Annotated in this window: 20 protein-coding genes and 1 pseudogene; 14 read left to right on the top strand and 7 right to left on the bottom strand. The window is 39.7% G+C overall.

All coding sequences use genetic code 11. The features are described from left to right. Nucleotides 1-193: 193 nt before the first annotated feature. Nucleotides 194-586 carry a helix-turn-helix transcriptional regulator gene (locus LQE94_RS10515; RefSeq protein WP_118688597.1) on the bottom strand — a complete coding sequence of 131 codons (393 nt, stop codon included), beginning with the start codon at nt 584-586 and terminating at the stop codon, nt 194-196. A 6-nt stretch (nt 587-592) separates the two neighbouring features. On the opposite strand from LQE94_RS10515, the pseudogene LQE94_RS16465 reads away from it, so the two are divergent. After that, a pseudogene (locus LQE94_RS16465) lies at nt 593-736 on the top strand (TIM barrel protein); the annotation flags it as partial. A 290-nt stretch (nt 737-1,026) separates the two neighbouring features. Here the strand turns inward: LQE94_RS16465 and LQE94_RS10525 are convergent. Next, nucleotides 1,027-1,380, bottom strand: a complete 354-nt coding sequence (locus LQE94_RS10525; protein WP_147365675.1) for a hypothetical protein — start codon at nt 1,378-1,380, stop codon at nt 1,027-1,029. Between the two features lie 33 nt (nt 1,381-1,413). On the opposite strand from LQE94_RS10525, the gene LQE94_RS16235 reads away from it, so the two are divergent. After that, nucleotides 1,414-1,539, top strand: a complete 126-nt coding sequence (locus LQE94_RS16235) for a hypothetical protein (protein WP_276312737.1) — start codon at nt 1,414-1,416, stop codon at nt 1,537-1,539. A 129-nt stretch (nt 1,540-1,668) separates the two neighbouring features. On the opposite strand, the gene LQE94_RS10530 is transcribed toward LQE94_RS16235, so the two are convergent. Together LQE94_RS10530 and LQE94_RS10535 are read right to left on the bottom strand one after the other, a co-directional pair. Beyond that, on the bottom strand, nt 1,669-1,992 hold the full coding sequence (locus tag LQE94_RS10530) for a hypothetical protein (RefSeq protein WP_117990416.1): 324 nt from the start codon (nt 1,990-1,992) through the stop codon (nt 1,669-1,671). Between the two features lie 31 nt (nt 1,993-2,023). Continuing rightward, nucleotides 2,024-2,287 (bottom strand): hypothetical protein, encoded by a 264-nt coding sequence (locus LQE94_RS10535; RefSeq protein WP_022075404.1) that lies wholly within the window; start codon nt 2,285-2,287, stop codon nt 2,024-2,026. Between the two features lie 177 nt (nt 2,288-2,464). Here LQE94_RS10535 and LQE94_RS10540 point away from each other — a divergent pair, with 177 nt between their 5' ends. The 5 genes from LQE94_RS10540 to hflX all read left to right on the top strand — a co-directional run bounded on the left by LQE94_RS10540 (nt 2,465) and on the right by hflX (nt 8,115). Continuing rightward, entirely contained in the window at nt 2,465-3,520 is a 1,056-nt protein-coding gene (locus tag LQE94_RS10540) for a PTS transporter subunit IIC (RefSeq protein WP_240577662.1), read from the top strand. Between the two features lie 100 nt (nt 3,521-3,620). Beyond that, the gene (locus tag LQE94_RS10545) at nt 3,621-4,325 is read left to right on the top strand and encodes a GTP pyrophosphokinase (RefSeq protein WP_022075406.1); all 705 of its coding nucleotides are present in this window, start codon (nt 3,621-3,623) and stop codon (nt 4,323-4,325) included. Between the two features lie 67 nt (nt 4,326-4,392). Continuing rightward, nucleotides 4,393-6,252: a heavy metal translocating P-type ATPase gene (locus LQE94_RS10550; RefSeq protein WP_022075407.1), complete on the top strand. Its 1,860-nt coding sequence runs from the start codon at nt 4,393-4,395 to the stop codon at nt 6,250-6,252. A gap of 21 nt (nt 6,253-6,273) precedes the next feature. Then, entirely contained in the window at nt 6,274-6,870 is a 597-nt protein-coding gene (locus LQE94_RS10555; RefSeq protein ID WP_240577663.1) for a tetratricopeptide repeat protein, read from the top strand. Between the two features lie 3 nt (nt 6,871-6,873). Then, a complete protein-coding gene (gene hflX, locus LQE94_RS10560; protein ID WP_240577664.1) occupies nt 6,874-8,115 on the top strand; it encodes a GTPase HflX in 1,242 nt (413 codons plus the stop codon). 110 nt (nt 8,116-8,225) lie between these two features. Here the strand turns inward: hflX and pduB are convergent, their stop codons facing one another. After that, nucleotides 8,226-8,954: a microcompartment protein PduB gene (gene pduB / locus LQE94_RS10565; RefSeq protein ID WP_022075410.1), complete on the bottom strand. Its 729-nt coding sequence runs from the start codon at nt 8,952-8,954 to the stop codon at nt 8,226-8,228. Between the two features lie 209 nt (nt 8,955-9,163). Next, complete coding sequence (gene ymfI / locus LQE94_RS10570; RefSeq protein ID WP_240577665.1) at nt 9,164-9,895, bottom strand: elongation factor P 5-aminopentanone reductase; 732 nt, start codon at nt 9,893-9,895, stop codon at nt 9,164-9,166. Nucleotides 9,896-10,051: 156 nt separating this feature from the next. Between ymfI and LQE94_RS10575 the strand changes: the two genes are divergently transcribed. The 5 genes from LQE94_RS10575 to LQE94_RS10595 all read left to right on the top strand — a co-directional run bounded on the left by LQE94_RS10575 (nt 10,052) and on the right by LQE94_RS10595 (nt 15,418). After that, on the top strand, nt 10,052-10,621 hold the full coding sequence (locus LQE94_RS10575) for an HD domain-containing protein (RefSeq protein WP_240577666.1): 570 nt from the start codon (nt 10,052-10,054) through the stop codon (nt 10,619-10,621). A 16-nt stretch (nt 10,622-10,637) separates the two neighbouring features. Next, entirely contained in the window at nt 10,638-11,429 is a 792-nt protein-coding gene (locus LQE94_RS10580; protein WP_240577667.1) for a ParA family protein, read from the top strand. Beyond that, nucleotides 11,414-12,373, top strand: a complete 960-nt coding sequence (locus LQE94_RS10585) for an AraC family transcriptional regulator (RefSeq protein WP_118724210.1) — start codon at nt 11,414-11,416, stop codon at nt 12,371-12,373. The genes LQE94_RS10580 and LQE94_RS10585 overlap by 16 nt, the downstream gene beginning before the upstream one ends. A gap of 268 nt (nt 12,374-12,641) precedes the next feature. Further along, complete coding sequence (rhaB, locus tag LQE94_RS10590; protein WP_022075415.1) at nt 12,642-14,042, top strand: rhamnulokinase; 1,401 nt, start codon at nt 12,642-12,644, stop codon at nt 14,040-14,042. Between the two features lie 122 nt (nt 14,043-14,164). Then, a complete protein-coding gene (locus LQE94_RS10595) occupies nt 14,165-15,418 on the top strand; it encodes an L-rhamnose isomerase (RefSeq protein WP_022075416.1) in 1,254 nt (417 codons plus the stop codon). Between the two features lie 968 nt (nt 15,419-16,386). Here the strand turns inward: LQE94_RS10595 and LQE94_RS10600 are convergent. Further along, nucleotides 16,387-17,118 carry a phosphatase gene (locus LQE94_RS10600; RefSeq protein WP_118724208.1) on the bottom strand — a complete coding sequence of 244 codons (732 nt, stop codon included), beginning with the start codon at nt 17,116-17,118 and terminating at the stop codon, nt 16,387-16,389. A 331-nt stretch (nt 17,119-17,449) separates the two neighbouring features. Here LQE94_RS10600 and LQE94_RS10605 point away from each other — a divergent pair, with 331 nt between their 5' ends. Beyond that, a complete protein-coding gene (locus LQE94_RS10605; RefSeq protein WP_240577668.1) occupies nt 17,450-19,981 on the top strand; it encodes a glycyl radical protein in 2,532 nt (843 codons plus the stop codon). 49 nt (nt 19,982-20,030) lie between these two features. Further along, nucleotides 20,031-20,825: a glycyl-radical enzyme activating protein gene (locus LQE94_RS10610; protein ID WP_022075376.1), complete on the top strand. Its 795-nt coding sequence runs from the start codon at nt 20,031-20,033 to the stop codon at nt 20,823-20,825. Nucleotides 20,826-21,013 lie beyond the last annotated feature (188 nt).

Genomic DNA, 21,013 nt, shown 5'->3' on the forward strand with positions numbered 1-21,013 from the left:
ATTTCAATAACGATAGCGAGCCAAAATCTAAGTGGAGTCGAAGTGTTACTGTTCACTCCCGTGTCATTCACTACGCTGATTGACACGGAGGATGCACGTTTTGTCTTGAACGGCATCTCGCCTATCGCCAAAGGCAATTTAAAATGGCGAGATACGTTGCTGGTCACAGGTACTCTGAACAGTAACGTCGAAATCACAGCGTGTACTTCTCCAACATGAGCAAACTGGCGTCATCTGACAAAAAGTCCTGTGTTGTAAGCATCGATTTCTGCTGCTGCTCGATATGTGCATTCTGGAAAGATCTTCGGTATTCCTTTGGAGAACATCCGTATTGTGCCTTGAAAGCTTTGTTAAAATATTTCGGATCAGAGAATCCACAGGCGATGCTGATATCCAACAGGGAATAATCAGTCAACAATAAAAGCTGGCGGGCGTGCTCGCGGCGAATCTTGGACAAATAGTTTTGAAATGTGATTCCAAAGGATTCCTTAAATAAATGAGATAAATAGTATAAGTCAAGCTCCTGCTGTTTAGCAATATCTGAAAGCAGGAGTTCTTCGCTATAATGTTCATCGATGTAGTGCATGATTTCCCGGCAAATGAAATCGGATTTGCAATGGCAATGGGAAAACTGATGACAGTTCACCTCAATGACCAGAATGGAATTCGTTATGATCAGGACAAATCATTTGGTGTAGAGAATTTAAGAGCAGCATTTAACCAGGTGAAGGTTCTGATTATTCTAACTGGAACGGAGGAACAAGAGGATACAAACAGCAGTTTGCCTGTCTTGGATGTCCGGCAAATACAGCAAACGGATGTGGTCTTCAGACACATTATGAAGATTCCGGCCATGCAGGAAGCTATGACGTGGATAATGGTAATCGTATGTCATCTTGGGAAAAGAAGGGATATGACCCGGACGATATAGTAATAGACTGGAATATGTAATCATTCACCGGAGACGGTTAGAAATTGTGAATAAGATGTAAAAAACAGACCTGATGTGGAAAATTGTTTTCCATGTCAGGTCTGTTTTTGCAACAATGAAAGTGTATCAATCTGTGTTTTTATAACTTCTAAAGCGGAAGGATTTTTCGTGCACATCAGTTTATAAATAGGAATCGTATCTGCCAGAATATGTGCAAAATCCAAATTACATTCCATAAGTGAGGCACTCCAACTAGGAGAAATCATGCGTTGCATAACCTGTAGTACTTTCTCGTAATGTTCGAGGTCTACGAGATAATCGATGTCAGCTCTTCCGAGTAAGACAATACCGCCGAGAGGATATGTTTTGGCAGTGGAAATCTGTGACGTCCCGCACCATGGAATTCCGTATACCACAGGCTGTCCGTTTTTTTGTGCTACAAGATTCAAGTCCCCATTTAAATATGGGGTATGTAAGAGGTCATGCCAGAGGGCAGTGTGAGTGGACTTGCCCATGCCGGAATGTCCGGAGAACAGCCACGCCTGATCCTGATAGAGAATCGAAGCAGAATGGATGGCAAAACAGCCTTCCAGTTGTGCTTTATATAAAAAGCAAGGACGGATTGCAAGAAAAAGATTCTCGCAATCGCTTTCCGGAAGCGTATTCTTACAGTAAATTCTGGCGTAATTAGCATTTGTGGTAATCTGAGCTTCGATGATGTTATCCAGAGTTGGAAACTATAAAAGATATCCTTCTTCCCAACAAGAGACGATCAATTCTTTGTTGCGAAGAAGAATTGTACCATTCTGATGATTCTGTGGTTCGCCCAAAATAATTTCGATATCCATATCAGAACACACTGTCTGCGGAAGCTCTTCTCTATGATCGTTGCATCCGGAGAAAGTAGTAGATGACAGGTAAAAAGGTGCAAACTTTTCAGAAAAAACATGAGCAGGTCCATAAAGCCGGACAATACAGTCGGCAATTTTCTGTCCATATGGAAGGAGGTAAGTCTTGTCATCAATATGTTTTAAAATATAACCTTCTTGTCGTTTTAACATCTACACGTTCACTCCTAAAACTTCTTCCCGTCTATTCTTCAATAATCTGTATCTCCAAATAATCAAAATCAATTGAATCTACAAAGTTATCCTGATAAAATCGAGCTTTATCATGTCTTTTAAAATCAGCAATCGTGGAGTCGAGCCAGATTGGTTTGCTTAGATCAAATTCATAACAGATCTCGTCGAGTGCATGAAAAATTTTATGTGTTCGTGTATCATCCGTGTCATCGCAAATAACAGTATCGCGAAGCAGACGGTTGTCTTTAAATTCTTTTCCCCATAAACGGAACATAGTGATTTCCTCCTGTTAATTAATATGTGAATATTTTCTGGAAAAATTTGTGTTACAGAATTTCAAAAGTAGTTCAAGTATAGCATTGAAAAAGCAAAATGTCGATGATAGAATATGATGATAACGTAAATAAAATTCATAAGAATTTGTATGAAATGAGTTGAAGGGAATTCGAAGATGAAAAAAACATTGGATCGTATTTTTATTGATGGATTAAGTGGCATGGCACATGGATTGTTTGCAACGTTGATTATTGGGACGATTATACAGCAGATTGGAGCTATGGTGACTGGTAATACGGGGGCATGGATCGTTCTGATAGGAAAGGTCGCAGCAGCAATGACAGGCGCAGGAATTGGTGTTGGAGTCGCAAGAAAATTTGAAGCAAGTCAGCTGGTTGTAGTGTCAGCAGCGACAGCAGGTATGGTAGGTGCATTGGCCGGTAAGATTTTATCGGGAGAGATTTTGCAGAATGGGGCAATCGTGTTAGCGGGACCGGGCGAGCCGCTGGGAGCATTTGTTGCTGCTTATCTAGCTGTTGAAGTAGGAATTTTAATTGCGGGAAAGACAAAGCTTGATATATTGATCACACCGATTGTTACCATCGGTGTCGGTTCGGCGGTAGGAATTTTTGTGGGACCTCCGATCTCAAAATTCATGGCATGGATCGGTTCTCTGATCAACTGGGGGACAGAACAGCAGCCATTAATCATGGGAATTGTGGTTTCTGTATTGATGGGAATGGTTTTGACACTTCCAATCAGTTCAGCTGCAATCGGAATTGTATTGAATTTATCAGGTCTGGCAGCTGGTGCGGCAACGATAGGATGTTGCTGTAATATGGTTGGCTTTGCAGTTGCAAGTTTTCGTGAAAATGGATTTGGCGGTTTATTTGCACAGGGAATCGGAACATCGATGCTACAGGTTCCGAATATTGTGAAACGACCGGTGATTTGGCTTCCTGCAATATTATCCAGTGCAATTTTAGGACCGGTCGGAACCATGTTTTTGCATATGACTAATAATGCAACTGGGTCGGGGATGGGAACAGCCGGACTGGTGGGACAGATTATGACCTGGCAGGTTATGACGCAGACGGAAGAACCGATGATAGTCATGATTAAAATGGTGACAATCCAGATTGTTCTGCCGGCACTTTTGACATTACTTTTTTCTGAGTATATGCGAAAGAAAAAGTGGATTCGTTATGGAGACATGAAACTGGATTTGTAGGCTGGACTATGCTATACTAAAGTATATATACTGTTTCTTAAAAATTGACAGAAATAGTGAATGGGGAAAGAAATATATTTATGAAGGAGAACGATGTCGAATGCAGGATGCAATTAAAAATTATGAGGATGTAGATAGTTGGAAGACTGTTATCTTTCTGTACAATGCAGCATTAAAAGAAGTGGGGACAAAGTTAGAAATTCTCAATGATGAGTTTCAGCATGTGCATAAATATAATCCGATTGAGCATATCAAGACGAGGGTGAAAACTCCGGAGAGTATTGTAAAAAAGTTGAAACGATATGGATATGAAACATCGATTGAGAATATGGTAAAGTATATCAATGATATTGCAGGAGTAAGGCTGATCTGTTCATTTACATCTGATATTTACAGATTAGCAGAGATGATAGGTAATCAAAGCGACCTGAAAGTGCTGACAATCAAGGATTATATAAAAAAACCGAAGGAAAGCGGATATAAGAGTTATCATATGCTGGTATCTGTTCCAATCTTTTTATCAGATAGCGTGGTTGATACGAAAGTAGAAATTCAGATTCGAACGATCGCAATGGACTTCTGGGCCAGTCTGGAACATAAGATTTACTACAAATTTGAAGGAATGGCACCGGAATATATAAGCAGGGATTTAAGAGAATGTGCACAGATGGTATCAGAGCTGGACGATAAGATGTTATCGCTCAATGAAGCAATTCAAGCGTGTCTGGAGCAGCAGGAAGGGGTACAAAAGACAGAGAGTGTTGCCAGTGTGGCGGAACATTTATTAGGAAAGAGAGAAATGTAGTCAGGTAGATATTCGACTTGAAAGAGGCGAGAAGTAACGTGTGCAATTGAAAAATAAAGGGGTAAGAATGACAAAAGAAGTAAAAAGTAAGCTGATCGAAATAGGAGCAGGCCTGGTTCTTTACTTGAATGCACTTTTTGCGGTAAAGCAATGGAATACAGATAGCAGAGTGGAATTGATGTTGTATATTTTTGCATATATTGTACTTTCAGTAAAGATAGTGTGGCAGACCTTTTATAATATAAAACATAAAAAACTTTTTGATGAAAATCTTCTGATGTTGGTTGCAACAATAGGAGCAATGTTTGTTGGGCGATATCGTGAGGCTGTTGCGGCCGTACTATTTTATCAGGTGGGAAATCTGGTAGAGGCTATTTCTTTGCAAAGAACAAAAAAATCAATTGCCAAATTTATGGATATCCGGCCGTCACATGCAAACTTAAAGATTGCAGGTGGAACAAGAACGGTTTCGCCTGTCGAATTGATACCGGGGAATGTAATCGTGGTTAAACCGGGAGAGAGGATTCCGGTGGACGCAACAGTTACACAGGGCGTAAGTATGATAGATACAAAAGCGTTGACTGGCGAGGCAGAACCAAGAGAAGTGAAGATAGGAAGCAAGCTTTTTAGCGGAAGTATCAATCTAAGCGGAATGATCGAGGCGAGAGTTTCGAAAGTTTATGAGGAATCTATGGCAGCGAAGATTATGAACTTGGTTGAAGCGGCAAATAATAAAAAAGCAGAAACAGAAAAGCTTGCTGATCGATTTACGAGATACTATACACCAATCGTAATACTGATGGGAATTTTAGTCATGATACTTCCGCCAATGATGTTTGCGGGTCAGGATAGACATGTTTGGATTTATCGAGGATTGATTTTTCTGGTAGCTGCATGTCCATGTGGTCTGTTAGTATCGGTTCCACTTGCATTTTTAGGTGGAATCGGAGCAGCATCCAGACAAGGTGTATTGATCAAAGGAAGTAATTATCTGGAAGCTTTATCGCAGACAGAAACATTTGTGTTTGATAAGACAGGAACTTTGACGGAAGGTGTATTTACTGTCAAAGAGATTTGTCCGCGAGGAATGTCTGAACAGAAGTTACTGGAGCTTGCCGCATATGGGGAGGTTCATTCAAATCATCCAATCGCACAGTCATTAAGGGAGGCCTATGGAAAAACAATTGATACAGCAAGAGTTTCTCATACAAGAGAATATTCTGGCTTTGGAGTGGAATCAATTGTAGATGGACAAGTTGTCTTTGCCGGAAATGCAAAATATATGAATAAGCAAGGCTTTTATTATCAGCCGGTATCGGATATCGGAACAGCGGTTCATATAGCGGTGGATGGAGAATATGCAGGATATATTTTAATCTCGGATATTATTCGACCAGGTGTGAAAAAGATGGTACGATGGCTTGACAGACATCAGATTGAGTCCGTTATGTTGACAGGTGACAATGACAGAGTGGCAGAAGATGTTGCCAAAAAAGTAGGAATCCACTCTGTGTTTGCAAATTTAATGCCGGAAGACAAAGTAGAACAGTTAGAAGACTTTATGGAAAGCCGGATTGAAGAGGAAAAACTTGCGTTTGTCGGGGATGGAATCAATGACGCGCCGGTTCTTGCACGTGCTGATATCGGAATTGCCATGGGAGGACTGGGAGCAGATGCAGCACTTGAAGCTGCAGATATTATTTTGATGGAAGATGAGCCGATTAAAATTGTAAATGCCATTCGAATTTCCAAAGGGACAATTCGGGCAGTGAAGCAGAATATGATTTTTGCAATCGGCATGAAAGTATATTTGCTGGTGCTGGCATTATTTGGTTATGTATCTATGGAGAATGCCATCATTGCGGATGTCGGTGTAATGTTATTAAATATTTTAAATTCATTCTGGATATTGAAATATCCGGAATAAAGACGAAAATGGAGAATGAAAATGAAGAATCAAATGCAATTTATTCGAAACTGTGGATTGGTGATTTTGACAATGTCTTGTTTACTTACAGGATGTTCAAATGCAGGAAAAGCAGGAATAAAAGCAATGGAAAAGGAAGATTATAAAGAAGCGGTTACTCAGTTTACACAGGCTGCAAGTACAGCAGAGGCGAAAGGAAAGAAAGAGGATGCTGCGGAAGCTTATCGCGGACTGGGAATGGCATATTATGAATTAAAAGAGTATGATAAAGTCCTGGAAAGTATGCAGAAAGCGTTAGATGATGGAGTTCAGAGAACTGCCGAGCTTTACAATATTATGGGAGTATCTGCAATGCAGCAGGAGGATTATGAATCTGCATTAAAATATTTTGATGAAGGAATTTCATATGCACAGTCAAAGGATGCGGTAAATGCATCGAAATCAAAAAAAGAAGTTGATTATTCTGATCTTATACAGGAGATGAGATACAATCAGGTTGTGTGTTATGAAAAACAGGAAAACTGGGAAGAAGCTAAGAATGCGGCAAATGAGTATATTGCAGACTACCCGAATGACAAGGATATAGAAAAAGAAGTAGAATTTTTGGAGACAAGATAGTTTATGACGATGTATGAGTTAAAAGAAGCCGAAGAAAAAGTGATTTTGGTTGGAGTTCAGTTAAATGAAAACGAACCGGCAGAAGAGTCATTGGATGAGCTTGGCGAACTGGCAAAAACAGCAGGAGCTGAAGTTGTGGGAAGAATGATACAAAGCAGAGAGTATATTCATCCGGCAACTTATATAGGAAAAGGAAAAATAACCGAACTCAAAGAACTGTTGTGGGAAACAGATGCCACAGGAATTATTTGTGATGATGAACTGACATCTGTGCAATTAAAAAATCTGGAACAGGAGTTAGGGTGTAAAATCATTGATCGTACGCTATTGATCCTGGATATTTTTGCAGCAAGAGCAGTATCAAGTGAAGGTAAGATACAGGTAGAACTTGCACAATTAAAATATAGAGCATCCCGTCTGATCGGACTTGGAAATTCACTATCCAGACTTGGAGGCGGAATAGGTACAAGAGGTCCCGGAGAGAAAAAACTGGAGATGGACAGGCGTTTGATTCGAGAGCGAATCAGCAGATTAAAAAAAGAACTGCGCGAGGTGGAACAGCACCGTGAATTGATCAGGACACAGCGTAAGGATTCTAATCTGAAAGTGGCAGCCCTTGTAGGATATACTTCCGCAGGAAAGAGCAGTTTGGAGAATGCACTGACTGGGGCAGGGATTTTAGAGGATGCCATGCTCTTCTCAACATTGGATACAACGACCAGAGCGTTAGAACTGGAAGGAAAACAACAGGTGCTTTTGACGGATACCGTAGGTTTTATCCGCAAATTGCCACATCATTTGATAGAGGCATTTAAAAGTACTTTGGAAGAGGCAAAATATGCAGATATTATAATTCATGTTGTAGATGCTTCAAACCCTCAGATGGATACACAGATGTATGTAGTATATGATACACTGCGTCAGTTAGGCGTAGAAGGAAAGCCTATTATTACACTGTTTAATAAGCAGGATAAATTGGAAGCACCACAAATGTTTCGCGATCTGCATGCAGACTATACATTTGCAGTGTCAGCAAAGACCGGACAGGGACTGGATGAACTGAAAGGTGCATTGCTTGATATCATCCGGCAGGATCAGATTTATGTGGAACGATTGTATGATTTTTCTGAAGCCGGTAAAATTCAATTGATTCGAAAACAGGGACAACTTTTAGAAGAGGAATATGTTGCAGAAGGAATTGCAGTAAAGGCATATGTACCGAAGTCAATCTATGGAAGAATATAAGCAGAGGTTAAAATGGTAAAAAAGGATGACAATATACACTACAAAAAAGTGGAGATTGTCATCCTTTATGTTTTACGTTCGAAGTTGATTCAGAGTAACAAAAGCATGGGTTATTCTAAGAAAGGTTTTCCGGGACTCTTTGGATAGCTACCCATAGAGACGAGAAGCTGTAAACCAATATCACGGGCTGTCAGTACTGCATTTTTTACAGCACTGGCATCACCGGTCACAGCAACAATCACTTCATTGGAATGACTGGTTCCACGATCCGGAGTCATATATTTTACAATCTCTACAGAAGCAGATTTAACAGCTAAATCAGCCATAACCATTCCAATTGCAGCAGGAGAACCACAGAAAAAGCCAAAAGGTTTTCCGATTGGTGCATCAAAAGCAAGATTCAGAGCCTGGTCTGCATTTGCAGAGAAGGTAAATTCCAAATGTCCGGCATCGCTGATATAAAGTTCTCCGGCATATTTTTCAGTGTATTCGAGTGCAATTTCTACAGCACGACGGACATCTGAAACGTTGTCTCCGCCGATGATAATGTAGTTACCATGTCCGCCCCAGCCTTTTGTGTCGCGTGGCAGTTCAATGGATACGATTTCAGTGTTTGTAGATTTAACTGCTTCGTCGACAGCGTTAATCTGTCCGGCAGCACCGGTACGAGAGCTGAGAAGACCTAAGCTTCGGTATGGCTTTTTTAAATTCATTTGTTTCAAAAGCATCGGATCAACTCCGGGAATGACCAGTCCAATTGTATCTAATACAGTTGTTCCGACAAATTCTGTCATAGAACAGTTCATAGATATTTTTTCTATTTCATGTACGTTAATCATAATGTATCTCCAATCATAAATTTATCTCAGTCGAGAAGACTCCCACCTCTTTCAGGTGCTGAGTAACAGCAAATTTGTCTCAATGGGAGTCTAATCTCCGCCTGAGATAAACGCTCCGCGAGGATGCGCAGTGATTCTGTAAAGAATGTGTCAGCTTACGCTGACCAGAATCACGCGCCAAGTCTCGCGGCTGCTCGACTTGAGTCTTATTAAATAAATCCGCCGTCCAGTCCGATAATCTGTCCGGTTAAATAATTATGGTTTTCAGAAAGGTCAAATGCCAGCTGACCGACTTCCGCTGCGGTTCCGAAACGCCCGGCAGGAATTTCTTCAGAGAGATCCTGGCGCTCTTCATCTGAAAATACAGCATTCATTTCTGTATCGATCACTCCACATGCGATAGCATTGACCTGGATATTACTTGGGGCCAGTTCTTTTGCAAGGGCCATTGTAAGCCCATTCATCCCAGCCTTTGTGGCAGAATAGGCGGCTTCGCAGGAAGCTCCGACTCTTCCCCACATAGAGGAAATGTTGATAATCTTTCCCCTTTTTTGCCGGACCATATAAGGAATTGCAGCACGGGAACAATAAAACGAAGAAGAAAGATTTGTATTTAAAATACACGTCCATTCTTCGTCGCTCATATCTGTTAACAATCCCACATAAGAAATACCGGCATTGTTGATAAGTACGTCCAATCCGGGAGCAATGGTGGAAATCTTTTCAAAAATCGCTCGTACAGTATCAGGATTGCCGACATCACCGGGAACTAAGGTGCAAGTTCCACCTTGCTGAGTAATAGAATCAGCAACCTTTTGAAGTGCATCGATTGATTTATTGCAATTTAAAAATACATGATAACCATGTGCTGCGAAAGTGAAAGCGCAGGCAGCACCGATTCCGCGGGATGCACCGGTTATCAAAACATGTTTTTTGTGCATAAAGAGTACCTCACTATTATTTTTATTATAACGGATTTATATATAGAAAAGCAAACATCATTTGCTTTTTTTCGTTGAGTATCAAAATTAATTATGATATCATTTTCTATAGAAGTCAAAGAAAAGTAACAGTTCTATATTCGAGGAGGAAAAAAGATGCTGGATGAAGCGATTCTATTTGCAACGAAAGCACATGAAGGACAATTTCGAAAAGGAACAAAGAAACCTTATATCGTGCACCCGTTAGAAGTAAAAGACATTGTGATGACAATGACAGAAGATGAAGAAATCATCTGTGCTGCAGTGCTTCATGATACAATAGAGGATTGCAAAGATGTATCGGAGAAAACAATTTGCACACAGTTTGGTGAAAGAGTTGCAAAGCTGGTAGTGGGTGAGAGCGAGGATAAGACAAGAACATGGGTAGAAAGAAAGTCAGCTACCATTGAACATTTAAAAAATGCATCTGAGGAATTACAGATGATTGGTCTGGCAGATAAATTATCTAATCTGAGGGACATTGACAGAGATTATCCGATATTCGGAGAAGAATTGTGGTTGCGGTTCCGTATGAAAAATAAGGATGCTATGGGATGGTATTATAAAAATATCCGAGACGTTTTAAGACCAGGCTTTGAAGGGCAGGAGGCGTATGCGGAATATTCTCAGTTGGTCGACAAGATTTTTGGGAAAGAACCTGCTGATGAATCGTGGAGAGAGCAATAGAAAGAAGGATTTAGCTATGGGAAAAACAAAAGTAATCTGTTTTGCAAATAATAAAGGGGGAAGCGGAAAGTCAACAACTTGTGCCAATGTAGGATATGGTCTGACACAGCTTGGGAAAAAAGTCCTTCTGATCGATGGAGACATGCAGTTGAATCTTTCACTGTCATTATTTGATGAGGATAAAGTACTTGCATTTGCGCAGAGTGATAAGAACTTATATGAAGGTATTCGAAAACAAGCTGATTTGACAGAGTATATCGTGGAGTCGGACTTTGAAAATCTGGATTTGATCCCATCTTCAACACTGATGAGTTCGATTGAGTATGAACTTTTTACAAAATGGCAGAGAGAATACATTTTAAAGAAAGGTATTTCTAAAATTGTAGAGAAAGAATTATATGACTACATTTTAATCGATGCACCACCGACACTTGGTGGCTGGGTGATGAATATTTTATGTGCATCGGACGAAGTGATAATTCCGGTAGAATCTACACCTTGGGGATTATTCGGATTAGGAAATATGTTCGAATTTTTAGAAGAGGTCAAACAAATTGCACCGGATTTACAAATCGGAGGCGTGCTGATTACAAAAGTAGATACAAGAAAGAGCTATTTTAAACAGACGTTAGAAGTGCTGCAGGATTTGGAAAATGTCAGGGTGTTTGATACATATATTCGAGTAGACAGTACTGTAGAATGGTCTCAGGATGATCATAGACCGATTATGGCTTACAAAAAAAGCAGCCGTAGTGCAAAAGAGTATATGGCACTGACGGAGGAAATTGCAGGATGCACAAAGAACTGATCGATGCGCTTTCTGTCATTACAGAAGAAGAACAGCGCATTTTGAATGAACAGAAGGGAATAGATCGAGGGCTCTATACAGGGAAAAAGGAGCTGGTTATTGACAGCGAAAAGCTTTTGCAAAAAGGGAAGCTGATCCAGGTTAGGCCACATACAAGATTCGTGAATTTTCCAAAGCATCGGCATAATTATGTGGAATTGATTTACATGTGTCAGGGCAGTACAACACATTATATTGATGGAAATAAAGTTGTGTTGGAGCAGGGCGATTTGCTATTTTTAAATCAACATGCTCAGCAGGAAATACTGCCGGCAGGGAAAGAAGATATTGCCGTGAATTTTATCATTTTGCCGGAATTTTTCAACATGGCATTTTCTATGATGGGGGCAGAAGATAATATTCTTAAAGAATTTCTTGTAGGAACACTCTGCGGAAAAGATGGGAAGACATCTTATTTATATTTCCATGTTGCAGATATTTTACCGATTCAGAATCTGATGGAAAATATGGTTTGGACCATTTTTTATGATATAGGAAATAAACGAAGCTGTAATCAGATTACAATGGGACTTATGTTGCTTCAGTTATTAAATCATATGGACAAAATGGAAACAGGAAATGCCGGATTTGATAATGAATTGACCGGAACAGTTCTAAATTATATAGAGGAACATTACAAAAATGGAAGCTTGTCAGAACTGGCTGAAATCATGAATTATGATGTATATTGGCTGAGCAAGGCGATTAAAAAGCAGACCGGTAAGACTTATAAAGAATTACTGCAGTCAAAACGTATGAGTCAGGCGGCGTATTTACTTACGAATAGTACATTGCCGGTTGCAGATATTATTGAATCAGTAGGATATGATAATACAAGTTATTTTTATAGAAAGTTTAAAGAATGGTATGGCATGGGCCCGAAAGAATATCGGGCGGGGAAATGATGGTAAGTTCAGCTATCGTTCAGCCATGCAGCTCGAATCCGTTGCATAGCAACTACTTCTCGCTGTATGGCGTTTGCCATATGCAAAAATAAACACAGTCTTATATAAGCAAGCTTATAAAGATGGTGTTTATTTTTGCGCATGGCTGAATTTGTGGTGCAAATAAGGTCTCATTTGTTTTCAAATGGAGACCTTTTTTTGTATTTTTTTACAATTTATAATGTACTCATACAAGAAAATTAGTGAAAATACAAGAAGGAGGCACACAATGAGCAAGTATTATTTAGCAATTGATATTGGGGCATCAAGCGGACGTCACATGCTTGCATCCATGGTCAATGGAAAAATACAGCTGGAAGAAGTGTATCGTTTCCCGAACGGAATGGATAACAAGAATGGTACACTGTGTTGGGATGTAGAGAGACTGTTTACAGAGATAAAAAATGGACTGAAAAAATGTAAAGAAATCGGCAAAATTCCATCTTATATGGGAATTGACACATGGGGTGTTGATTACGTGTTGTTGGACAAGGATGATAAAATCCTTGGCGAGACAGTTGGATATCGCGATAACCGAACAAATGGAATGGATGCAAAAGTGTATGAGACAATTTCACTTTCAGCATTATACGAGAGAACAGGAATCCAGAAACAGATTTTCAATACAATATATCAGTTGATGGCGGTGAAAGAGTCACACCCAGAATATCTGGAGCAGGCAAAATCAATCCTTATGATTCCGGATTATTTCCATTTCCTTCTTACAGGAGAGAAGAAAAACGAGTATACTAACGCAACAACAGGACAGCTTGTGAATGCAAAGACAAATGAGTGGGACTATGAGCTGATCGATATGCTTGGATACAACAAAGAAATGTTCCAGCCAGTATCGATGCCGGGAACAGTTGTTGGTGAATTTACAAAAGCAATTCAGGAAGAGGTCGGTTTCAACTGTACTGTTGTCCTTCCTGCAACACATGATACAGGTTCGGCAGTACTTGCAGTTCCGACAAACGATGACAATGCAATTTACATCAGCTCTGGAACATGGTCGCTGATGGGAATTGAAAGAAAAGAAGCAGACTGCTCTATGAAGAGTATGCAATCAAACTTCACAAATGAAGGTGGATACGACCATCGTTTCCGTTTTCTGAAAAATATCATGGGACTTTGGATGATTCAGTCTGTAAAGAAAGAATTTACAGAAGACCTTTCCTTTGCAGAAATTTGCGAAAGAGCTTCAAAAGAAACAATTTCATCTATCGTAGATTGTAATGACGATTGCTTCCTTGCTCCAAAGAGTATGATTGAAGCAGTGAAGAAATTCTGTCAGGATACAGAACAGCAGGTTCCTGAAACAGTAGGAGAAATCGCGGCTGTTATTTATAACAGTCTTGCAAAATGTTATGGCGATACAATCGAGGAAATCGAAGCACTGACAGGCGAGCATTACTCAACAATCTATGTTGTCGGTGGTGGTGCAAATGCAGGATATTTAAATGAATTGACTGCAAAATATACAGGAAGAAGAGTTTCAGCAGGACCATCCGAAGCCACAGCCATCGGAAATATTATTGTTCAGATGCTTCATGACAAAACATTTAAGAGTCTTCCGGAAGCAAGAACATGTATCGGTGAGTCATTTGATGTGAAAATCTATGAGAACTAAATAATATAGACATAAAAATCTACGAGAACTAAATAATACAGACATAAAAATATACGAAATTAAAATAAAGATATAGACATTTACGAAAACGAAATTATAAAAGTAAAATGGAGGATTAAAAAATGACAAGATATGAATCAGCAAAAGAAATTTATGCAAAATTAGGTGTAGACACAGACGCTGCAATTGAAAAATGTATGCAGATTCCTGTTTCACTTCACTGCTGGCAGGGAGATGACGTAACAGGATTTGACCATGATGGCCCTCTGACAGGTGGAATCCAGACAACAGGAAATTATCCTGGAAAAGCAAGAACTCCGGAAGAATTATTAGCAGATATGGATAAGGCAATGAGCCTGATGCCAGGAAAGAAAAAAATTAATGTACATGCATGCTATGCAATTTTTGAAGACGGTGAGTTTGTAGATCGTGACAAATTGGAGCCAAAACATTTTCAGAAATGGGTTGATTTTGCAAAAGAAAGAGGAATGGGACTTGATTTTAACCCAACATTCTTCTCGCACCCAATGGTAAAAGATGGATTGACATTGTCAAGCCCGGACGAAGAAGTAAGAAAATTCTGGATTGAACATGGAAAAGCCTGCATCCGTATTTCACAGTATTTTGCAGAGCAGACAGGAATTCCTTGTGTTATGAATATCTGGACAGGAGATGGATTTAAGGATGTACCAGCTGACCGTATGGGACCACGTGTACGTTATAAAGAATCTATTGATGCAATCCTTGCAGAGCCATTTGACACAAATCTTGTAAAACCATGTGTTGAGTCAAAAGTATTCGGAATCGGTGTAGAAGCATATACAGTAGGTTCAGCAGAATTTTCTTTAAGCTATGCGGCAATGAACAAAGACAAATGCCTGCCACTTATGGATAATGGACATTATCATCCAACAGAGGTTGTTTCAGATAAGATTCCTGCACTTTTAACATTCTTCCCTGAAATCGCTCTGCACGTAACACGTCCGATTCGTTGGGATTCAGACCATGTAGTATTGTTTGATGATGAAACAAAAGAAATCGCACAGGAAATCGTTCGCTGCGAAGGTGGAATTGAGCGTACATATATTGCATTGGATTACTTTGATGCATCAATCAATCGTATTTCTGCATGGGTAACAGGATTTAGAAGCTTCCAGAAAGCGTTATTGAATGCTCTGTGTACACCAAGTGCAATGCTCAAAGAGCTTCAGGATACAAATCAGATGTCTAAGAAAATGGTAATGATGGAAGAGTGCAAGACACTTCCAATCGGAGATATCTGGGAAGAATACTGCAACAGATGCGGTGTGGCAGCAGAAGGATGGTTTGACGATGTTGCTAAATACGAAGAAGAGGTTCTGTCTAAGAGAGCGTAGTTGATATTTAGTTCACTGGGTGGGGATACGTTCCTTACGAAAAATTGATATAAGAATTCTTGCTCAGATTCCATGAGCGGGAGACACATAAGAGCGTAAATTTTTGCTAAAAGCAAATGAATTTGAACTCAAACTTGCTGTTACGCAGCTTCAAACATGTTCGTTCAAATTCATTAACACAAAAATTTACGCTCTAAGTGTCTCCAACGCTCACTCCATATTCGCTCGAATTTCTTATATCAATTTTTTTGTAAGTAATGTATCGGCTCAGGTCATGGAGTTCAAAGAATAGGGGAGATATTTGTGATAGTGGATTTTCTGGAAGTGAGGATGCAAAAATTCAGTTGGGTGTATCTGCAAGGTGTAGAAAGGGCAGGTTGAGGATGCAAAATTTCTGCGGGAGGTATCTGCAAGGTGTAGAAAGAGCGGATTGAGGATGCAAAATTTTTGCGGGGAGTATCCTCAGGTTATAGAAAAGGCAAGATGCAGATGTAATTGTACATGACAGGCAGGCTTAAAAGTATCTGCAAGTTCGAAGAAAAGCAAGTTGCAGATACATTGGTCAAGAAAAGAGCATCTGCAACAGAAAATATTAAGGTCTTGCAGATACAACGGTTGCTACAAAGATATCTACAACACTGAATAAGCGAGATGTGTAGATACATGAGGTGCCAGCGCCTGTTCAGTAAGGCTCTGCTTTTTAATTCATCAGATTTGCGATAACGTACTGAGAAAAAATATTGGATATGAATTTCTGCGAATACAAAGGAAGCGATTGGAAATAGTAAAAGGCCAGAATTTTACGTTAGAGCTTAGAAACTTGCTGTTTGAGGGCACAGCCCGAGTTGCTGGTTTCTAAGCTCTGTTTTTAGTAATAATTCTGACCTTTATATATTTCCCGCTGACGGAGTCTGAACAGAAATTCATATCCAATATTTTTCTCAGGGACGCTTATCCAACTTAATGAACTAAATAGCAACTTTCCTCTTCTCCAGCCAGCTCATCAATTCATTAGTTGAATAATTCAACACCAACTCTTTCGGAAATTCCGCCTGTTCCACCAATTCCAATGCATATCGAAAATCTCCCACATGTTCCGGACCGTGGCTATCACTCGACAACAACACCGGATAATGAAAATGTTTGCACAAATTCAAAATCATCAAATCGTTAAATTTTGTATCTCCGCGATATCCATCCGGGCTAAGTGAACTATTGTTAATTTCTAATATGACTTGATGTTCCATTGCAGATTTGATAATTGCCAAATAATCAACAGGATATTTGACATCATCGCAGTGTCCGAGAATAGATACAAAAGGATTCTCCATAGCACGAAGATAAGCCTTTGTATTTTCAGCCTCTGTACCAGGTTTGAGGACGGGTTTATGAATACTGGCAATGACATAATCAAGTCCTGCAAGTAAAGAATCTTCCAAATCTAAAGTTCCATTGTAATCTGTAATATTAGCCTCGATACCATAAAGCATATTTATCCCAAGCCGTTTACGGGCAGCCATAGGGAGACTACGGAAATAAGAAGGTTTTCCGCCTCCTAATGTCGCCGGACCATGGTCTGATATTCCGAGTAATTTTAAGTGAGCAGCCGAAGCAGCCTTTACCATATCAGTAATAGTTGCGGTGGATGCGTGACCACTGGCAATTGTATGAGTATGAATGTCTAGTTCAATTGAAAACACAACAAATCCCTCACTTTCCTTTTGTTTAAAATGTATAAATAAGTTTGCTATTGAGTAAAAATTAGATGCAATTTATTAAAAAATATATTAGAATAGAATTATATTAAATACTTTAAACCCAGTATGGATTGTTTTGTGACGGATGTCAATATAAAAATGCGAAAAAAAGAGATGTTTAGAACGAAAACCAACATAAAAGTGTGACATTGTGTTGTTTTCAGAATTGTTTATGCGGATAAAAGTGTTGGGATTTGTTGTGATTTCGTTGACTTCAGGGCGTTCATGAAGTATAATAACAATAACTGGGCAGAGGAAAGGAGAAGAACGAAAAATGGGACTATATACCTATGATAATACGGCTATTCCGAAATCGGATAGAATCCCTAAACTGGTCGAGAATCTTTATGCGAAGATGCCGGAGATTGAGTCAGCCAGAGCAAAGCTGATTACAGAATCTTACAAGCAGACAGAGAATGAACCAATCATTATACGTCGTGCGAAAGCATTTGAACATATATTGGAAAATATTCCAATCGTGATTCGTGATCTTGAGTTGATTGTTGGTAGTACAACACTTGCACCAAGAGGCTGTCAGACATATCCAGAATTCTCATATGAGTGGCTGGAAGCAGAGTTTGATACAGTAGAGACCAGATCAGCAGATCCATTTTACATTTCTGAGCAGACAAAGCAGGAGATCAAAGAAGCAGATGCCTATTGGAAAGGAAAAACAACCAGTGAACTGGCAACTGCTTATATGGAACCTGAGACATTGACTGCAATGGAACATAATATGTTCACACCGGGAAACTATTTCTATAATGGTGTAGGACACGTTACAGTAAAATACTGGGAAGTGTTAGATATTGGATTCGCAGGGATCAGAGAAAAGGCAGAAGCTGAACTTGCATCAATCAGCTATGCAGATGGTAATTACCAGAAGAAGTCAAGACTTCTGCAGGCAATGATCATTAGTTGTAATGCAGCAATCAATTATGCAAGAAGATATGCACAACTTGCACTGGATGAGGCGCAGAAATGCACAGATGAAAAACGAAAACTGGAATTACTTCAGATTGCTCAGAACTGTGTGAATGTACCAGAAAAAGGTGCAACAAGCTTTTATGAAGCATGTCAGTCATTTTGGTTTGTACAGCAGCTGCTTCAGATTGAATCGAGTGGACATTCTATTTCACCGGGACGATTTGATCAGTACATGTATCCTTATTATAAGAAGGATCTCGATAGCGGCAAACTTACAAGAGAGTTTGCACAGGAACTGATCGATTGTATTTTTGTTAAGTTAAATGACTTAAACAAATGTCGTGACGGCGCTTCAGCAGAGGGGTTTGCAGGATATAGCTTGTTCCAGAATATGATTGTTGGTGGACAGAATTCAGAAGGAATCGATGTGACAAATGATTTGTCATTTATGTGTATTGATGCTTCACATCATGTATTTCTTCCGGCACCATCACTTTCTATCCGCGTATGGAATGGAACACCTCATGATCTGATGATTAAAGCAGCAGAGCTGACAAGAACCGGTATTGGACTTCCGGCCTATTATAATGATGAAGTGATCATTCCTTCATTGATGAGCAGAGGTGTAACACTGGAAGATGCAAGAGACTATAACATTATCGGCTGTGTAGAACCACAGAAAGCCGGTAAGACAGACGGATGGCATGATGCAGCATTCTTTAATATGTGTCGTCCATTGGAATTGGTATTCCATAATGGTAAGGATAAAGGTGTTCAGGTTGGACCACAGACAGGTAATGTGGAAGATATGGATACATTTGAGAAGTTCTACCATGCTTATAAAGTCCAGATGGAATACATGATCAAATTGTTGGTTAACGCAGATAATGCTATAGATATGGCACATGCTGAGAGATGTCCGTTACCATTCTTATCATCTATGATCGATGACTGTATGAAGAGTGGTAAATCAGTGCAGGAAGGTGGAGCTGTTTATAATTTCACAGGACCGCAGGGATTCGGAATTGCAAATATGGCAGATTCGTTATATGCAGTGAAAACACTTGTATATGACGAGAAAAAATTGTCAATGAAAGAACTGAAAGAAGCTTTGACAACAAACTATGGTCATGGTTTGAATCAGGAAGACATTGCAGTGATGACATCAGAGGTTGCACAGGATATGGCAGCAGCCGGACAGCAGGTAGGACCGACAGAGATTGCAGCAATTTTACAGAGTGTAGTGGCAGCAGTTGAATCTCCGGAAGCAAAGGCAAATGGAGATCGTATCCTTAAGATGATTGAAGAAGTTCCAAAATTTGGTAACGACGATCCGGAAGTAGATGCATTTGCAAGAGATGTTGCTTATACATATACAAAGCCAATGTTGAAATATCACAATCCAAGAGGTGGACAGTTCCAGGCAGGTCTTTATCCAGTATCTGCAAATGTTCCTCTGGGAGCACAGACTGGAGCAACACCAGATGGAAGACTTGCATATCAGCCTGTAGCAGATGGCGTTTCTCCATCAGCCGGTAAAGATGTGAATGGACCAACAGCAGCAGCTAATTCGGTTTCAAGACTGGATCATGGAATTGCATCAAACGGAACATTATTTAATCAGAAGTTCCACCCATCTGCATTAAGCGGAAGAAGAGGTCTTGAGAATTTTGTGGGATTGATTCGTTCTTACTTTGATCAAAAAGGAAGTCATATGCAGTTTAACGTAGTCAGCAGAGAAACATTGTTGGATGCACAGAAACATCCGGAACAGTATAAACACTTGGTTGTTCGTGTTGCAGGTTATAGTGCATTGTTTACAACATTATCAAAATCTTTGCAGGATGATATCATTCGTAGAACAGAGCAGGGATTTTAAAATATTACAGTTCGCATTTGAACAGTGATACAAGAAAGGGACAGACAACATGGAAGCATACTGGAATACGAAAGGTCGTATTTTCGATATTCAGCGATACTCTATTCATGATGGAAATGGAATTCGGACAATTGTGTTTTTGAAAGGCTGTGTACTTCGTTGCCGATGGTGCTGTAATCCGGAATCTCAGGAATATGATATCCAGACGATGATGGTGCAGGGAAAGCCGAAAGTGATTGGGCGTGATGTGACTGTTGCAGAAGTGATGAAGACGGTGGAGAAAGATCGTCAGTATTATTGGAGAACGGGTGGAGGTTTGACTCTGTCAGGAGGAGAAAGTCTTTGCCAGCCAGAATTTGCAACAGCGTTGCTTCAAGCTGCGCAAGAAAGCGGAATTAGTACAGCAATGGAGAGTATGGGATGTGCAAAATGGGAGACAATTGAAAAACTGCTTCCATATTTAGATCAGTATCTGCTTGATATTAAACATATGAATCCAAGAAAGCATAAAGAGTTTACCGGACGTTCCAATGAACTGATGATAGAAAATGCGATGAAGATTGCAAAGTCTGGAATGACAGAACTTAGCATAAGAGTTCCGGTTATACCGGGGTTCAATGATACAGAAGAGGAAATCCGTCAAATTGCAGCTTATACAGCGACACTTCCTAATGTAAAACGTATGCATTTGTTGCCATACCATAGATTAGGACAGGATAAATACACCGGGTTGAATCGAGAGTATTTGATGGGGGATGTAAAACCTCCGACAAATGAACATATGCAAAAGCTATTAAAAGTAGCTGAGATGACATCGGGAATCGAGTGTCAGATCGGCGGATGATAGCTGATCACACGAAGTGTGAATAGTAACGATATATGTTGTATAAGAAGACAGGATTATATCCTGATATTTCACAAAAAAATATCAAAAAATAAAACGATATGTGAATAACTTGAAAAACATTTCCGATACAACAGGAACAGATAAGAGTAAACTGAAAAACAGTAAAAGTAAAGGGTGAAAACCAA

The sequence above is a fragment of the Mediterraneibacter sp. NSJ-151 genome, from assembly GCF_022487435.1.
Classification (GTDB): Bacteria; Bacillota; Clostridia; order Lachnospirales; family Lachnospiraceae; genus Schaedlerella; species Schaedlerella hominis.

Coding starts and splice junctions, on each gene's coding strand:
- LQE94_RS10550 (WP_022075407.1), top strand. CDS start 4,393: ATGACAAAAGAAGTAAAAAGTAAGCTGATCGAAATAGGAGCAGGCCTG.
- LQE94_RS10555 (WP_240577663.1), top strand. CDS start 6,274: ATGAAGAATCAAATGCAATTTATTCGAAACTGTGGATTGGTGATTTTG.
- LQE94_RS10585 (WP_118724210.1), top strand. CDS start 11,414: ATGCACAAAGAACTGATCGATGCGCTTTCTGTCATTACAGAAGAAGAA.
- LQE94_RS10575 (WP_240577666.1), top strand. CDS start 10,052: ATGCTGGATGAAGCGATTCTATTTGCAACGAAAGCACATGAAGGACAA.
- LQE94_RS10530 (WP_117990416.1), bottom strand. CDS start 1,992: ATGTTAAAACGACAAGAAGGTTATATTTTAAAACATATTGATGACAAG.
- ymfI (WP_240577665.1), bottom strand. CDS start 9,895: ATGCACAAAAAACATGTTTTGATAACCGGTGCATCCCGCGGAATCGGT.
- LQE94_RS10595 (WP_022075416.1), top strand. CDS start 14,165: ATGACAAGATATGAATCAGCAAAAGAAATTTATGCAAAATTAGGTGTA.
- LQE94_RS10610 (WP_022075376.1), top strand. CDS start 20,031: ATGGAAGCATACTGGAATACGAAAGGTCGTATTTTCGATATTCAGCGA.
- rhaB (WP_022075415.1), top strand. CDS start 12,642: ATGAGCAAGTATTATTTAGCAATTGATATTGGGGCATCAAGCGGACGT.
- pduB (WP_022075410.1), bottom strand. CDS start 8,954: ATGATTAACGTACATGAAATAGAAAAAATATCTATGAACTGTTCTATG.
- LQE94_RS10580 (WP_240577667.1), top strand. CDS start 10,638: ATGGGAAAAACAAAAGTAATCTGTTTTGCAAATAATAAAGGGGGAAGC.
- hflX (WP_240577664.1), top strand. CDS start 6,874: ATGACGATGTATGAGTTAAAAGAAGCCGAAGAAAAAGTGATTTTGGTT.
- LQE94_RS10605 (WP_240577668.1), top strand. CDS start 17,450: ATGGGACTATATACCTATGATAATACGGCTATTCCGAAATCGGATAGA.
- LQE94_RS16235 (WP_276312737.1), top strand. CDS start 1,414: ATGCCAGAGGGCAGTGTGAGTGGACTTGCCCATGCCGGAATGTCCGGA.
- LQE94_RS10515 (WP_118688597.1), bottom strand. CDS start 586: ATGCACTACATCGATGAACATTATAGCGAAGAACTCCTGCTTTCAGAT.
- LQE94_RS10545 (WP_022075406.1), top strand. CDS start 3,621: ATGCAGGATGCAATTAAAAATTATGAGGATGTAGATAGTTGGAAGACT.
- LQE94_RS10535 (WP_022075404.1), bottom strand. CDS start 2,287: ATGTTCCGTTTATGGGGAAAAGAATTTAAAGACAACCGTCTGCTTCGC.
- LQE94_RS10540 (WP_240577662.1), top strand. CDS start 2,465: ATGAAAAAAACATTGGATCGTATTTTTATTGATGGATTAAGTGGCATG.